We start from the raw sequence: 14,104 nt of genomic DNA, 5'->3' as shown, positions 1-14,104 counted from the left end.
GGAATGACGGTCATCATCCTCTCCGATTCTGCAGAGCAGCCCTGCAGGCGAATATTTTTCTCCGGCCCCTCTTGGGGTTTTCATGCACCTGCATTAACTCCCCGTAACGTTCGGCGGGGTGGCTCCCCGCGCAGCAGTTGCGGGGGAAGACAAGATGGCCGTTACCACCGGGGATCTTCGACCGACGTCGGGCACGTGGCGCACGCCACTTGTCATCATCGTCTGTGGCTGCGCGATTGCGCTGCTGAGCTTCGGGCCGCGCTCCAGCCTCGGCTTCTTCGTGCAGCCGATGAGCCATGAATTCACCTGGGGCCGCGACGTGTTCGGCCTCGCGCTGGCGCTGCAGAACCTGTTGTGGGGGCTCGGCCAGCCGATCGCCGGCGCGATTGCCGACCGCTTCGGGCTGCTGCGTGTGATGGTCGTCGGCGCACTGCTTTACGCCGCGGGCCTGCTCCTGATGCGTTACTCGGCGACGCCGCTCTCGCTCAACCTTGGCGCCGGCGTCTTGATCGGCTTCGGCCTGTCGGGCTCATCGTTCAACCTGGTGCTGTCGGCGTTCAGCAAGCTGCTGCCGCCCGCGCAGCGCGGCATCGCGCTCGGCGCCGGCACCGCCGCGGGCTCGTTCGGCCAATTCCTGTTCGCGCCGTTCGGCGTCGCGATGATCGACAATTTCGGCTGGCAGACCGCGCTCCTCGTATTCGGCGCGCTGATGCTGCTGATCCTGCCGCTGTCGCTGGCACTCTCGACACCGCCGGCGGAGACGAATGACGCCGCGCCGGCCGATCAGCAGTCGTTCAAGACCGCGCTGGCGGAGGCGTTCGGCCATCGCTCCTACGTGCTGCTGGTGCTCGGCTTCTTCACCTGCGGCTTCCAGCTCGCCTTCATCACCGTGCATCTGCCGGCCTATCTCGCTGACCGCGGCATTCCGGCATCGACCGGCGGCTGGGTGATCGCGGCGATCGGCCTGTTCAACATCGTGGGCTCGCTCAGCGTCGGCTGGCTGCAGAACGTCTTCCCGAAGCGCTACATCCTGTCGGTGATCTACTTCACCCGCGCGCTGTCGATCGTCGCCTTCATCTCGTTCCCGATCACGACCTTCTCGGCGATCGCGTTCGGGGCGATCTCCGGCCTGACCTGGCTCTCCACAGTGCCGCCGACTTCGGCGCTGGTGGCGCTGATGTTCGGCACGCGCTGGTTTGCGACGCTGTACGGCTTCGCCTTCGTCAGCCATCAGGTCGGTGGCTTCCTCGGAGTCTGGCTCGGCGGCATCGTGTTCGAGCAGTACGGTTCCTACACCCCGATCTGGTGGCTGTCGGTGCTGTTTGGCGTGCTGTCCGCGCTGATCAACCTGCCGATCGTCGAAAAGCCCGTCGTCCGCCCGGTTGCGCAGCCTGCCTGATGGGGTAAATCATTTCCCCGAAACCAAGATTACGGGGAGTGCACATCGTGGCAACGTTCAAGGCAATCAGGATCGACAAGGCGGACAAGGGTACCACCGCCGCACTCACCCAATTCGACGAAGCCGAGCTGATGGACGGCGACGTCACCGTCCGCGTCGAGTGGTCGACACTGAACTACAAGGACGGCCTCGCACTGACTGGCAAGGCACCGGTGGTGCGCCGGTTCCCGATGATCGCCGGCATCGATTTCGCCGGCACGGTCGAGCAATCCAGCCATCCGGACTGGAAGGCGGGCGACAAGGTCGTCTGCAACGGCTGGGGCATGGGCGAGACCCATCTCGGCGCCTACGCTGAAAAGGCCCGCGTCAAGGGCGACTGGCTGGTGCGGCTGCCCGACGGCATCTCGGCCCGCGATGCGATGGCGGTCGGTACCGCCGGCTATACCGCGATGCTCTCGGTGCTGGCGCTGGAGAAGCATGGTCTCACTCCGAAGAGCGGCCCTGTGGTGGTCACGGGTGCCGCCGGCGGCGTCGGCTCGGTGGCGATCGCCGTGCTCTCGAAGCTTGGCTACCACGTCATCGCGTCGACCGGGCGGATGTCGGAGACCGACTATCTCAAGGGTCTCGGCGCCACCGAGGTGATCGACCGCGCAGAACTGTCAGGTGCGCCCAAGGCGCTGGCGAAGGAGCGCTGGGCCGGCGGCGTCGACAGCGTCGGGTCGACCACGCTCGCCAACCTGCTGTCGATGACGAAGTATGGCGGAGCCATCGCGGCCTGCGGTCTGGCGGCCGGTATGGATCTGCCGTCGTCGGTCGCGCCCTTCATTTTGCGGGGCGTGTGCCTGCTCGGTATCGATTCAGTGATGTGTCCGATCGAGCTGCGGAGGACCGCCTGGCGCCGCCTTGCCAGCGATCTGGATAAGGCAAAACTGGCTGATATTACTCACGAAATCGCCCTGGACGAAGTCATGGGCTTTGGCGCGAAAATCCTCGGTGGCCATGTCCGCGGCCGCATCGTGGTAAAAATAGTCTGAGGACGTTCAGACTTTACCAACCAAGCTGCTCCAATGTTGCCACTGTTGGTATGGTAAGCAGCGGGTAAAGAGACTTGCAGCATGATCCCGGGGGGCCGGGTTTCCTCGCGCAGACGTCGAAAAGCGTTGGTGCGGGGGTCATGCGCAACAAGGAGCGAGTGCCCGCGCTCGTAAGTGGAGTAGCTCATGCTTGCGCGTTTGGTGTTGGGGGCCGTCACGGCCGGAGCAATGGTCGTGCCGGCATTCGCGGGCATGATGAACGCCGATGAGGCCCGCAGATTCGTCGCCGGTAAGGTGTTCGCCTTCACCTGTTTCGATGGCACCCGCGGTGCCGGTCGCATCCTCGACGATCTGGGCGCGGCAGGCTCGGTCCAGTTCTCCGGCTCGGGGCCGATCCGTCACCTGCGCCTGCCCGGCAACACGCTGCAGATCCGCGGTCAGAGCGTTTGCGCGTCGCTGAAGGGCATTCCGTTCGAACCGTGCTTTAATCTCGACAAGCAGGACGACCGCTCGTTCCGCGGCTCGGTCTCCGGCATGGGCTTTGCCTATTGCGATTTCCATCACCAGGGCGGCCAGCAGATGCTGATGGCGCGCGCGGCGGCGCGTCCGCGCTCGCTGCATCCGCGAACCCGATCCGCGGATGCCTCGCAGACCGAAGTGTCGCGCGTTGAGACGCCGCAGGTCGGAAGCGCGAAGCTCGAGCCGGTCAAGGCCGAGCCCGCCAAGGTCGAGAGCGCGCCGGAATTGCGCCGCTCCACCGACTAACCTTTCATCTGCGCGCTAGCGGGAATAGCGCCGCCAAGCCGTAGTCATACGGATGGCGGTCGCCACGCCTTGCTCGCTACTCAATACCTGGCGTTCGCCGTGAGGCGGGACATTGGGGACTCTGATTTTGAGTAGTCATATGGCGCAATATTTTTTTCGAATTAGTGATGGCGATTACGCTGGTGCATCCGACCACGCGACGGAGTTTGAAAGCCGCGACGTGGCCTGGGCCGAGATGACCAAGGTCTGCGGAAATTTCCTCGGCAGCATTTCGCGCAATCTGAAGCAGAACAGCGAATGGCACATGGAGCTGCTCGACGAGGGCAGAAAACCCGTGTTCAGGATTCGACTGGTCGCCGAGTCCGTCGACTGAAGCTGTCTTTCAGGACGGCAAGTCCTAACCCTCAGCCTGCGCGAGCGGCTGAGCGGTTCGCCTGCGAAACAGGATCCGCTGATACAGCCAGCCGATCGCGACCAGCACGATGCCAAGGCACATGAACGACAGCGCCCGGTAGACACCCGTGAGCGTCGACATGTCGATCAGGAACGCCTTCAGGATCGTCAGCCCGATCACCGCAGCAGACGCGAGCCGCGCCCGCTGCGAGTTGACGACGATGCCGATGCCGAGCAGCGCGACGCCGAACATCAGCCAGGCGATCGAATAGGTGTATTGCTCCGCGCCCGTGGTCTCGCCGCGCGTCAGCACGGGTCCGTGGTAGAGCCTGCGGATCTCGAACGTGACGTAAGCGAGCGCAAGGACCAGCGCGCTGGCGGCGATCGTGTTGGCATAGCCGGCAGGACGATGGCCCGCCACCGCATAGGACAGCAGCAGCGCCAGCACCGCCGGCAGCGCGTAGCCGAGCAGCAGCAGGTTGATGAAGCTGCCGCCGACGTCCTGCCACCACAGCATCGGGTTCTCCAGCGCCAGCAGTCCGAACAGGCTGGCAAGCCCGGCGAATGCGGTCAGCAGGATCGCGCCGACATTGTGCACGATGCTGCCGCTGCGCAGGCGCAGCCGCTCCAGTCCGATCGCCATCGCAAGCGTCGCGCCGACCTGCAGCGCGACCTCGGTCAGCCCGGCGCTGGCATAATAGACATCGCCGCTGTTGACCGCGTGGCGGATCTCCATGAAGGCAAGCAGCACCGTGAACAGGATCGCGGCGGATTCGACGATGCGCAGCGGGACGTCGTCGCCGTTGCGACGCAGGAAATGGCTTGCCGCCCAGAATGACAGCGCCGGCACGCCATAGCCCCACAGCAGCCAGTTGAAGATCGGCGTGGTGCCGACGGCGTCGCCCGCGATCCGCGGCTCATAGCCGATGCGCAGCACGACGATGCCGGCCAGGATCGCGGCAAGCCAGCGCAGGAACGGAATCGGCCGCTGCACCGACAGCCACGCCGTGCCCATCGACACCAGCGCGAGCGCGATGGTGAGCCAGCCCTTGTCGAGCGCGAAGGTCAGCGCCAGCGCCAGCGAGGCGAGGGCGCCGGTGGCGGACAACGCAATCGAAGGCGACAGCTCCGGCCGCTCGTCGCGCCGGGTCAGCGCCTCGGTCGCGGCTGCGTAGGCCGCCGCCAGCAGCACGGCGAGGACCGCGAACGGGATCGAGCGGTCGAGATGCGCGATGCGTGCATAGAGTGCGACCAGCAGCGCGACCGGCGTGAACACCGCCGCCGCGGCCCAGGTCACCGTGACCTTCGTGGTGGTAAAACGGAATTGCGCGAGGAAGCCGGCGATGCCGAAGGCGGCCGCGAACAGCGCGGCGGTGACGAGATGCAGCGAGACCGAGCCATCGGTCACGGACCGGCCGATGCCGGGGATCGCGCCGCCCGGCAGCACCAGCATGTCGACGTTGCGGCGGACGGCCCATTCGCCGAACACAATGAACACGAAGATCGACGCGGCGCCGATCGCACGGGTAGCAGCAGGCGCGCGCCAGGCGACAAGCAGGCTCGCGGCTGTCAGCAGCGCAAAGCCGATCATCGCGGTGTCGGCGTGGGCGCTGTTGAGCACGATCAGCATCGCGCCAAACAGATAGGCGGCGAGCGAGCTAGATGAAATCGGCTCGATCTCCTCGCCGTCGCCGTCGGGACCGAACATGAAGCCGCAGACCACGAGCAGCGCCGCCAGCACGAAGCCCGCGATGACATGGAAGACGTGCGGCGCGATCATCTCGGGCCCGCATTGCAGGCAAGGGAAGGTCCACAGCAGCGCGAAGGCGATCGTCGTGACCGCGAGCCAGCGCCACAGCCGGATCCGGGCGAGGCCGAACGCCGCCGCCGTGACGATGGCGAGGTAGACGTAGAGCGACCAGAAGTCGGGCTTGTCTGACGACACCAGGAGCGGCGTGACGAAGGCGCCGACGATGCCGAGCCCGGCCAGCGCGGGTCCGTGCAGCAGCGCGGCCGCCAGCGTGCCGAGCGCGACCATACCGAGCAGGATGAAGGCGCTCGCCGGGGCGAGGAAGTCATACAGCGCGTAGGCGGCGTAGACGGTAGCGAATGCCACCGCGGTGCCGGCGGCGGTGAGGATCGCCGGGATGTTGGCGATCGGCAGCGCCGCGATGTTGGAGATGCTTTCCTGGCGCCTGGTCCATTCACCGGCGCCGAGCAGCGCCAGCGCAAACAATCCGCCGAGCATCGTGCGGACGCCGGGGCCGAGCAAGCCGGCCTCGATCGAATAGCGCACCATGAAGAAGCCGCCGAGCGCGAGCGTCAGGCCGCCGATCCACACCACCCAGCGCGTGCCGAGAGTCTCCTCGAAGCCGGGTGCAGGCTGCGGCGGGGCTGTCGGCTCCGGCAGGGGCGGCGGTACGGCACCTGGCGCGTCCGCGGCTGGCTCGATCTGCGCGGCCGGTTCGCCGGGAGCCGCCTCCGGGAGCGGTGGCGGCGCGACGGAAGACGCCGTCGGCGGCGTCTGCTCGAACTCCTGCAGCGGGGCCAGCGGCGGCGGCACGGCTGTCTGCATGGCGGCGCCACCCGCGGCCTCGATCGCATCCAGGCGGCGCTGCAGCAGGTCGATCCGGCCCAGCGCCTTGCGCGCGAAAATGATCGCGACGATGGCGAGGACGAGCGTCAGGAAGTCGAACGGCGAATCGAACATCGGGCCTCCGGCAGGACGCGCCGGACTTGGCCAGCCCGGCGGCCCGTCGCAACCTAGTAGTGCAGTGAGGAGGACCGGAAGTTCAAGCGATCGGGCGTGACCGGCCGCGCTTAGTCCAGATCGATGCGGAAGGGCCGGCCTTCGACGCTCATGCTGCCGGGACCCATCGCGTCGAGTGCACGCAGCATCCGGCCCTCGCGTCCCAGCGCCTTGTCGGCGAGGCTGACGATCAGCCGGTTGGGAGCCGCGATCGGCGAGGCCTCGCGGATCATCCGGGCGATGGACATTTCGTCGCGGTGCGGGTTGAGGGCGCAGACCGTGGCGAATGCGCTCGCGGTCGAGCGGCTGATGCCGGCGTAGCAATGCACCACCATCGGTGCTTGGCGATCCCAGCCGCGCACGAAGCTCAGCACCTTCTCGATATGCGACTCGTTGGGCGCAACGAAGCCGTCCATCTGTTCGATGATGTCGTCCATCGACACTTTCAGGTGGTTGGCCGGCAGCACGGAAGGCGGCCGCTGCACCTGGTCGACATTGGCCATCACAGTCAGCACATGGCTGGCGCCGGTGGCGCGAACCGTGTCGGAGAGTGCGGCAAGCGAGCAGACGTGAAGCATGATAGTCCCTCTATCGGGGGTGCCGGATTATAACGGCTGCTCCCGAACGGGCAAAGGCGGGGGTGCCATGCCGATTCATCGTTTTGCGGCGCAACCGGCGGCACGTTTTCGCTGCCGCCCTACGAGGCGTGCAATGCCTCGAAGCGCTCGAGGAACTGCTTTTCGGCCCGCGCGGCGGTCCATGGCGTCAGATAGTCGCGCTCGGTCGCTTCGGGCAGTTCCGGATCGCGGCCGAACAGCCGCTTGGCCTCGGCTCGCGAAAATCCCGCCAGATGCGTCGCCTCGAGATAGGCGGCGCCGCGATCGGCGGCCTTGATCTGCTGGGTGATCTCGTCCGCCAGCACGGCGGGCAGGCCGAAGCGGATATGGATCGCGCCGAGCAGCCGCTTCTCCACCGCCTTGTATTCGCCTGACAGCACCGCCTTGAACGGTGAGATCATGTCGCCGATGACATATTCCGGTGCGTCGTGCAGCAGCGCCGCGAGACGATGGCGGATGTCGACGCGCGGCATCTGCTGGCGCATCACGGCTTCGACCAGCAGCGTGTGCTGAGCCACCGAGAAGATGTGCGCCCCGCTGGTCTGGCCGTTCCAGCGCGCGACCCGCGCCAGTCCATGCGCGATGTCGACGATTTCGATATCGAGCGGCGACGGGTCGAGCAGGTCCAGCCGGCGTCCCGACAACATCCGCTGCCAGGCGCGGGTTGTCTCCGTCGATTTGCGCGCCGTCATTTCTTCTTGAGTCGCGGTGTGCGGAGCTTGCCGCTGCAGCTCTCGTGGCAGAAGCAGGTCACGAGGTGATCGTTGACCATGCCGGTCGCCTGCATGAAGGCGTAGACGATGGTGGGACCGACGAACTTGAAGCCGCGCGCGCCGAGCTCCTTGGAGACCTTGATCGAGACCGGCGTCGAGGCCGGCACGCTCGCGGTGGTCTTGAATTGATTGACCTTCGGCTTGCCGTCGACGAAGTCCCACAGGAAATTCGAGAAGCCGGGGCCTTTCTCCATGATTTCCAGATAGCCCTTCGCACTCGCCACCGCGCCTTCGATCTTGGCGCGATTGCGCACGATGCCGGCGTCGTTCATCAGCGCGTGCACCTTCTTGGCGTTGTAGCGCGCGATCTTCTCGGGCTGGAAATCGTCGAAGGCTTTGCGGAAGTTCTCGCGCTTGCGCAGGATCGTGATCCAGGACAGACCGGCCTGGAAGCCGTCGAGGATCAGCTTTTCGTAGAGCGCGCGGTCGTCATATTCCGGCACGCCCCATTCATTGTCGTGATAGGCGACGTAGAACGCATCCTCGCCCGGCCAGGGGCAACGCGTCTTGCCGTCAGGGTGCAGTTGCGCGGTACGGCTCATGCGGTCTGCTTGGGTGTGATGCGGACGGCGTCGGGTTCGGCGAGGTGAAGCGACAGCCCGCCCGCGGTCAGCGCCAGGCCGGCGTCGAGCGCATCGGCGACGCGGTCGATGCGGACCAGCGCGAGACCCTTCTCGCCGGCGGTCGAGCCGATGGTGCCGACCTGCTTGTCGCCGGCCAGGATGGTAGCGCCGGCTTCGGGGGCGGGGCCGTCGAGGACAATCTTCACCGTACGGGTGCGCGCCGTGCCGCGGTGCTGCATGCGCGACACCACCTCCTGGCCGACATAGCAGCCCTTGTCGAAATCGACGCCGTTGAGGCGATCCATATTGGTCTCGTGCGGGAAGGCGTCGCCATACATGAAGTCGAGCCCGCCGCGCGGCACGCCGGTGGCGATCCGATGCGCCTCGTAGGCGCTGGAGTCGACGAGATCGGCACCGATCAGCTCAGCGAGCTTCTGCTTCAAATCTTCCGGAATCAGGATGCGCCAGCCGAGCGCTGGGTTGCGCGGATCGGCGAACGCGAGATCCGGCGTCGCCGCCGGCTCGCCATCCCAAGCTGCCAGCACACCGAGGCTATCGGACAGGTTCTCGACCACGACCTTGGCGCGCAGCTTGTAGAAGCCGAGCTTGTCGGCAAGACCCTTGGCGAGCGCGCGCGGCGCGTCGATCAGGAAGCCGCCGCCATGACCTGAGGGTATCTCGGTGATCAGGAAATCGACGATGATCTTGCCTTGCGGCGTCAGCAGCGCGCCAAACCGGGCCTGTCCCGCGCGCAACTCGGCGATGTCGGCGGTGATGAGGCCGTTGAGGAAGTTGCGGGCGTCCTCGCCAGAGACCTTGACCACGCCCCGATCCGGAAGAAACGCTGCTTTCATTCGCAAAATTGGCTCTTTTTCCAAGTTCCTTGGGAAACGCGCAGGCCGCGATATCCCCTGCCAAGCTAAGGCGCTAGAGTGCGCCGAACAAGGCCCGCGCGACAGCCGAAAGCGGGCGTCGAGGACCGATGAATCAGCATTTTGACACCATTCTAAAATCCGGCACCGTGGTCAATCAGGACGGCGAGGGCGTGCGCGATATCGGTATCGCGGGCGGCCGTATCGCCGCGATCGGCTCGCTCAATCAGGCCTCGGCCGGCGAGGTGATCGACTGCAAGGGCCTGCACATCCTGCCCGGCGTGATGGACACCCAGGTGCATTTCCGCGAGCCCGGGTTGACCCAGAAGGAAGACCTCGAGACCGGCTCGCGCAGCGCGGTGATGGGCGGGGTCACCGCCGTGTTCGAGATGCCGAACACCAATCCGCTGACGGTCACCGAAGCGGCCTTCACCGACAAGATCAAGCGCGGCCGCCATCGCATGCATTGCGATTTCGCGTTCTTCATCGGCGGCACCCGCGAGAACGTGCAGGATCTGCCGGAGTTCGAGCGCGCCCCGGGCTGCGCCGGCGTCAAGGTGTTCATCGGCTCCTCCACCGGCGCGCTGCTGGTCGAGGACGACGAGAGCCTGCGGCGGATCTTCCAGGTGATCCGGCGCCGCGCCGCGTTCCACGCCGAGGACGAGTATCGCCTCAACGAGCGCAAGCCGCTGCGGATCGAGGGCGATGCTCGCTCGCATCCGGTGTGGCGCGACGAGACCGCCGCGCTGATGGCGACCGAGCGCCTGGTCAATCTCGCGCGCGAGACCGGCAAGCGCATCCACGTGCTGCACATCTCGACCAAGGACGAGATTCTGTACCTGCGTGACCACAAGGATGTCGCCTCCTGCGAGGCGACGCCGCACCACCTCACCATGGCCGCGCCGGAGTGCTACGAGCGGCTCGGCACACTGGCCCAGATGAACCCGCCGGTGCGCTCGGCCGATCACCGCGCCGGCATCTGGTACGGTATCGAGCAGGGCATCATCGACGTGCTCGGCTCAGATCACGCGCCGCATACGCTGGAGGAGAAGGCCAAGACCTATCCGGCCTCGCCGTCGGGCATGACCGGCGTGCAGACGCTGGTGCCGCTGATGCTCGATCACGTCAATGCCGGGCGGCTGTCGCTGGCTCGCTTCGTCGATCTCACCAGCGCGGGGCCTGCGCGCCTGTTCAACATCGCCTGCAAGGGCCGCATCGCGGCCGGTTACGATGCCGACTTCACAATCGTCGACCTGAAGCGCAGCGAGACCATCACCAACAAATGGATCGCCTCGCGCGCCGCCTGGACGCCTTATGACGGCGTGCGGGTGCAGGGCTGGCCGGTCGGCACCTTCGTGCGCGGCCGGCGGGTGATGTGGCAGGGCGAAGTCACGACGCCATCGACCGGCGAGCCGGTTCGGTTCCTCGAGACGCTGAAGCCGTAGGTTCGCGTTTGACGCGTTTTCTTGACGCGAACCGGCGGCCCACTTCGCTCGAAAACGCTATCGTTTTACTGTCGGGCCAATGCCAGCGAGAACTCGCCGTTGCGCACGCGCGCGGCGAGGCCCTCGGCGAATTTCGCCACCGCGTCCTCGCCATAGGTGCCGACCAATTCGGCCAGCGCCGCGAACAGGCTCGCCTGCGCGAGGCAGTCGCCATCGACGCCGTCGTGACGCGCTTCAGCCCAGGCCTCGTTCAGGTAGCCCAGCGCGGCCTGCTTCTGCTCGTGGTCGGGTCGCGGGTCTTGGTGATGGGGGAAGGACGCTGGATGGCGCATGAAACTCTGCAAATTGACAGCGCGCGGTCCGAGGAGCGAACCACTGCGACGTGCGAGATGTATCACGCATGCAGGTACCGCCTAGCCCACATCTTTCGAAAAGGTTAACGGCGGCCTCGGCATTTAAAGGGCAATTCCGGATATCCGGGCCGCGATCAGCCGAATGAGCTGTGGATATGGTCCAGCACCGCGCGCGGCGTGGCGCACAGATGGCTGGCGCCGGCCTCGGTCAGCTCCTCGGGCGTGCCGTAGCCATAGGTGACGCCGACCGCCCGGATGCCGTTTCGATTCGCCCCGATCACGTCGTGGCTGCGATCGCCGATCATCAGGGATTTGGCCGGATCGGCCCCGGTCTGCGCCAGCGCATAGGTGAGCAGGTCGACCTTGTTGACCCGGGTTCCGTCGAACTCCGAGCCGAACACGTGGTCGAAATAGCCGCCGAGGCCGAAATGCGCGATGATCCGCGTCGCGAACACATGCGGCTTCGAGGTCGCGACGAACATCCGGCCCGGTGCCCGGCGCAGCTCGGCCAGAACCTCCGCGATGTCGGGATAGACCGCATTCTCGAACAGCCCGACATCTCCGAATCTCTCGCGGTAGAGCGCGACCGCGCGGTCCGCGAGCTCCTCGCCGCCGAGCAGCATCGCAAAGCTCGCCCTGAGCGGCGGCCCGATGCACCAGGTCAGTTCATCCTGCGAGGGAACCGGCCGGCCGAGCTTTTCCAGCGCGTACCGGATCGAGCCGGTGATGCCGGGCTTCGGGTCGGTCAGGGTGCCGTCGAGGTCGAAGAAGATCGCCCGTTCAGTTGGCATAGCGGGCCGTCAGGTCGCGGGAGATTTTCGAGCCCTCCTCGATGTAGCGGCGGATCGCTACCGTGGCCGCGGGCGTGCAGGTCCGGTAGGTCTGCTGGAAGCCGTTATAGCCGCGGTTGAAGCCCGCGATCATGCGGGCGCGGCGGTCGCCGGAGGGGGTCTCGGCATCGATCAGCGCCTGCATCTCGTTGCGCCATTTGGCGCCCTCGTTGGAGCCGCAGATGCCGCGCAGATAGTGCAGGGCGCCGAGGATCTCGGCCAGCCGCTGCAAATCGCCGTCGAACGGCGCAGCCGCGTCCTGCGCCCGGGCGGGCGTCGCAAGGCATGCCGACAACAGGATCACAACGGCGAGAAAGGCTTTGATCATCGGGGTTCCGGAATAGCCGTGGTATGCCCCCTCAATGCGCCCGAGGCAAGGCGGCCGAGCCCCCCAAAGCCGCTAAAACGGGCCTCAAACCAGCCGCCGGGCGGCCGCAATCACCTCATGCAGGCCGCCGGTGACCTTGAGGTCGCCGATCTCCTCCGGCGCCAGCCATTTGAAATCGTCGTGCTCGTCGTTCAGGTGAGGCTCGCGGGACGCCCAGCGCGCCGCGAAGGTCATGATCAGATAGTGTCCGGTGCCAGGGCCGGTCGGCAGCACCTCGCGCCAGCCGGCGAGGCCGACGATCTCGACCTTGAGGCCGGTCTCCTCGTCGATCTCCCGGTGCAGGGCGGTATGCAGCGATTCGCCGAACTCGACCCGGCCGCCGGGCAGCGAATAGAAGCCCTTGCCGGGCGAGCGGGCGCGGCGCACCAGCAGCACCTTGTCGTCGCGGAAAATCACGCCTGACACGGCGAGCTGCGGGCGGATCGGAGGTTCGGGAGAGGTCAAGGTGATTGGCAGCCGGTTGTGAAGACCATCATGCCCGATATCTCAGGCGCCCGCCATGATGCTGTCGACATCGGCCTCTGCGGCGCCGTTGATGATGCCGGCGGTCTGCATCACCAGCGGCTTGACCCAGACGATCGCCTGCTCGGCGAGCGCGACCCGGCTCTTGTCCTGCTGCAATTGCCGCATCGCCGCCCCGACCTCGGTCAGGATCTTCGTCATGCTGTCGGTGAGCTGGTCGAATTCGGCCCGGATTGCGGCGTCCGCGGTCTCATAGGCCTCGATCGCGAGATCGCGTGCCCGGAAATTCGACGCGGTGAAATGCTCGGCATAGGACAGCGGCTGCCATTCGAGGAAATCGCTGGCGCATTCCGGCAGGTCCGGGACCATCTCCAGCAGCATGATGGCTTCGTTGAAGTGATTGAGGTAGTCGGTGGCAAGCCCGGTGCGGGGATTGATGTTGGCGGCGCGCAACAGCGCCGCCCGCGCCTCATCGGGGTACGTCGGTCGCGGGGAAGAGTCCGCTATGGCGGCCGTTGAGGTCATTGATCGCAGTCTTTAACGGTCCAAGTTAAGGCAGAATAAACGGATACCACTCTGGACGGCAAATGTGCGGACGCTTTGTCATAACCTCGCCGCCGGCGGCCTTGCGCGAGATGTTCGGCTATATCGAGCAGCCGAATTTTCCGCCACGGTATAATGTTGCGCCGACCCAGCCGATCCCGGTGGTGCTGCTGCAGAATGGCGGCCGGCATTTTCAATTGATGCGCTGGGGCCTGATCCCGTCGTGGGTCAAGGACCCCAGGACCTTCTCGCTCCTGATCAACGCGCGCTCCGAGACGGTGCGTGAGAAGCCGGCCTTCAAGAACGCGATCAAGCGGCGCCGGGCGCTGATCCCCGCCGACGGCTATTACGAATGGCAGGATGCCGGCGGCCGCAAGCGGCCGTTCTTCATCCATCGCCGCGACGGCCATCCGCTCGCCTTCGCCGCGCTTGCCGAGACCTGGATGGGGCCGAACGGCGAGGAGCAGGATACGGTCGCGATCGTCACTGCGCCGGCCAGTCCCGACCTCGCGCAATTGCATCACCGCGTGCCGGTCACGATCAGGCCCGCGCAATTCGCGCGCTGGCTCGACTGCCTGCCGAACGATGTCGACGACGTGATGCCGATGCTGAAGGGCCCCGAGGTCGGCGAGTTCGCCTGGCACCAGGTCACGATGCGCGTCAACGCGGTCGCCAATGACGATGCGCAATTGCTGCTGCCGATGACCGCGGATGAAATCGCCGCGGAGGACGCGCCGCAGCCGAAGAAGGCCGCGCCGAGAAAGGCGGCGGTGCGGGAGGACGACGGGCAGGGGTCGTTGTTTTGAGGGCTCACTGAACCGGCGTGATGCAGCGCGGATTTGCGTCAGCTCTCCACATCGTCGTCCTGGCCTTCGCCAGGACGACGATGAAGATGGACCTCGATTCAACCGGTGCGCA

At 66.1% G+C, this 14,104-nt stretch carries 16 protein-coding genes; 6 read left to right on the top strand and 10 right to left on the bottom strand.

The genetic code is table 11. From position 1 onward, the window contains the following. The first annotated feature begins 154 nt into the window (after positions 1 to 154). The 4 genes from ACVMDN_RS26275 to ACVMDN_RS26260 all read left to right on the top strand — a co-directional run bounded on the left by ACVMDN_RS26275 (position 155) and on the right by ACVMDN_RS26260 (position 3,571). Positions 155 to 1,399, top strand: coding sequence for an MFS transporter (locus ACVMDN_RS26275; protein ID WP_076824017.1), 1,245 nt, complete (start codon positions 155 to 157; stop codon positions 1,397 to 1,399). Between the two features lie 47 nt (positions 1,400 to 1,446). Further along, positions 1,447 to 2,433, top strand: a complete 987-nt coding sequence (gene acuI / locus ACVMDN_RS26270) for an acrylyl-CoA reductase (NADPH) (RefSeq protein ID WP_076824227.1) — start codon at positions 1,447 to 1,449, stop codon at positions 2,431 to 2,433. 186 nt (positions 2,434 to 2,619) lie between these two features. Next, positions 2,620 to 3,198 carry a hypothetical protein gene (locus ACVMDN_RS26265; protein WP_028332627.1) on the top strand — a complete coding sequence of 193 codons (579 nt, stop codon included), beginning with the start codon at positions 2,620 to 2,622 and terminating at the stop codon, positions 3,196 to 3,198. 139 nt (positions 3,199 to 3,337) lie between these two features. Continuing rightward, positions 3,338 to 3,571 (top strand): DUF6894 family protein, encoded by a 234-nt coding sequence (locus tag ACVMDN_RS26260; RefSeq protein ID WP_016844381.1) that lies wholly within the window; start codon positions 3,338 to 3,340, stop codon positions 3,569 to 3,571. A gap of 24 nt (positions 3,572 to 3,595) precedes the next feature. Here the strand turns inward: ACVMDN_RS26260 and ACVMDN_RS26255 are convergent, their stop codons facing one another. From ACVMDN_RS26255 to ygfZ, 5 genes are all read right to left on the bottom strand, one after another. Beyond that, positions 3,596 to 6,301: a DUF2339 domain-containing protein gene (locus tag ACVMDN_RS26255; protein WP_076824019.1), complete on the bottom strand. Its 2,706-nt coding sequence runs from the start codon at positions 6,299 to 6,301 to the stop codon at positions 3,596 to 3,598. 110 nt (positions 6,302 to 6,411) lie between these two features. After that, complete coding sequence (locus tag ACVMDN_RS26250; RefSeq protein WP_028332625.1) at positions 6,412 to 6,918, bottom strand: tyrosine phosphatase family protein; 507 nt, start codon at positions 6,916 to 6,918, stop codon at positions 6,412 to 6,414. Positions 6,919 to 7,037: 119 nt separating this feature from the next. Beyond that, entirely contained in the window at positions 7,038 to 7,649 is a 612-nt protein-coding gene (locus ACVMDN_RS26245; protein WP_076824022.1) for a YfbR-like 5'-deoxynucleotidase, read from the bottom strand. Continuing rightward, positions 7,646 to 8,272: a DNA-3-methyladenine glycosylase I gene (locus tag ACVMDN_RS26240; RefSeq protein WP_057014934.1), complete on the bottom strand. Its 627-nt coding sequence runs from the start codon at positions 8,270 to 8,272 to the stop codon at positions 7,646 to 7,648. Before ACVMDN_RS26240 ends, ACVMDN_RS26245 begins: the two co-directional genes overlap by 4 nt. Then, on the bottom strand, positions 8,269 to 9,252 hold the full coding sequence (gene ygfZ, locus ACVMDN_RS26235; RefSeq protein WP_283805953.1) for a CAF17-like 4Fe-4S cluster assembly/insertion protein YgfZ: 984 nt from the start codon (positions 9,250 to 9,252) through the stop codon (positions 8,269 to 8,271). Before ygfZ ends, ACVMDN_RS26240 begins: the two co-directional genes overlap by 4 nt. A gap of 23 nt (positions 9,253 to 9,275) precedes the next feature. Between ygfZ and ACVMDN_RS26230 the strand changes: the two genes are divergently transcribed. After that, complete coding sequence (locus ACVMDN_RS26230) at positions 9,276 to 10,610, top strand: dihydroorotase (protein WP_076824027.1); 1,335 nt, start codon at positions 9,276 to 9,278, stop codon at positions 10,608 to 10,610. A 65-nt stretch (positions 10,611 to 10,675) separates the two neighbouring features. Here ACVMDN_RS26230 and ACVMDN_RS26225 read toward each other — a convergent pair whose 3' ends face one another. The 5 genes from ACVMDN_RS26225 to ACVMDN_RS26205 form a co-directional block, all read right to left on the bottom strand. Further along, positions 10,676 to 10,942 carry a hypothetical protein gene (locus ACVMDN_RS26225; protein WP_028332620.1) on the bottom strand — a complete coding sequence of 89 codons (267 nt, stop codon included), beginning with the start codon at positions 10,940 to 10,942 and terminating at the stop codon, positions 10,676 to 10,678. A gap of 155 nt (positions 10,943 to 11,097) precedes the next feature. Beyond that, entirely contained in the window at positions 11,098 to 11,754 is a 657-nt protein-coding gene (locus ACVMDN_RS26220; RefSeq protein WP_076824029.1) for an HAD family hydrolase, read from the bottom strand. After that, the gene (locus ACVMDN_RS26215; protein WP_076824032.1) at positions 11,744 to 12,121 is read right to left on the bottom strand and encodes a TIGR02301 family protein; all 378 of its coding nucleotides are present in this window, start codon (positions 12,119 to 12,121) and stop codon (positions 11,744 to 11,746) included. The genes ACVMDN_RS26220 and ACVMDN_RS26215 overlap by 11 nt, the downstream gene beginning before the upstream one ends. An 84-nt stretch (positions 12,122 to 12,205) precedes the next feature. Continuing rightward, positions 12,206 to 12,625, bottom strand: coding sequence for an NUDIX hydrolase (locus tag ACVMDN_RS26210; protein ID WP_057014939.1), 420 nt, complete (start codon positions 12,623 to 12,625; stop codon positions 12,206 to 12,208). Positions 12,626 to 12,667: 42 nt separating this feature from the next. Further along, on the bottom strand, positions 12,668 to 13,168 hold the full coding sequence (locus tag ACVMDN_RS26205) for a hypothetical protein (RefSeq protein ID WP_057014940.1): 501 nt from the start codon (positions 13,166 to 13,168) through the stop codon (positions 12,668 to 12,670). Positions 13,169 to 13,230: 62 nt separating this feature from the next. Here ACVMDN_RS26205 and ACVMDN_RS26200 point away from each other — a divergent pair, with 62 nt between their 5' ends. Beyond that, entirely contained in the window at positions 13,231 to 13,992 is a 762-nt protein-coding gene (locus ACVMDN_RS26200) for an SOS response-associated peptidase (protein ID WP_076824034.1), read from the top strand. The last annotated feature ends 112 nt before the right edge of the window (positions 13,993 to 14,104 follow it).

The sequence above is a fragment of the Bradyrhizobium sp. USDA 4510 genome, assembly GCF_054059095.1.
Note: the sequence above shows the minus strand (reverse complement) of the source record. Positions and strands in the feature narration are given on the sequence as shown.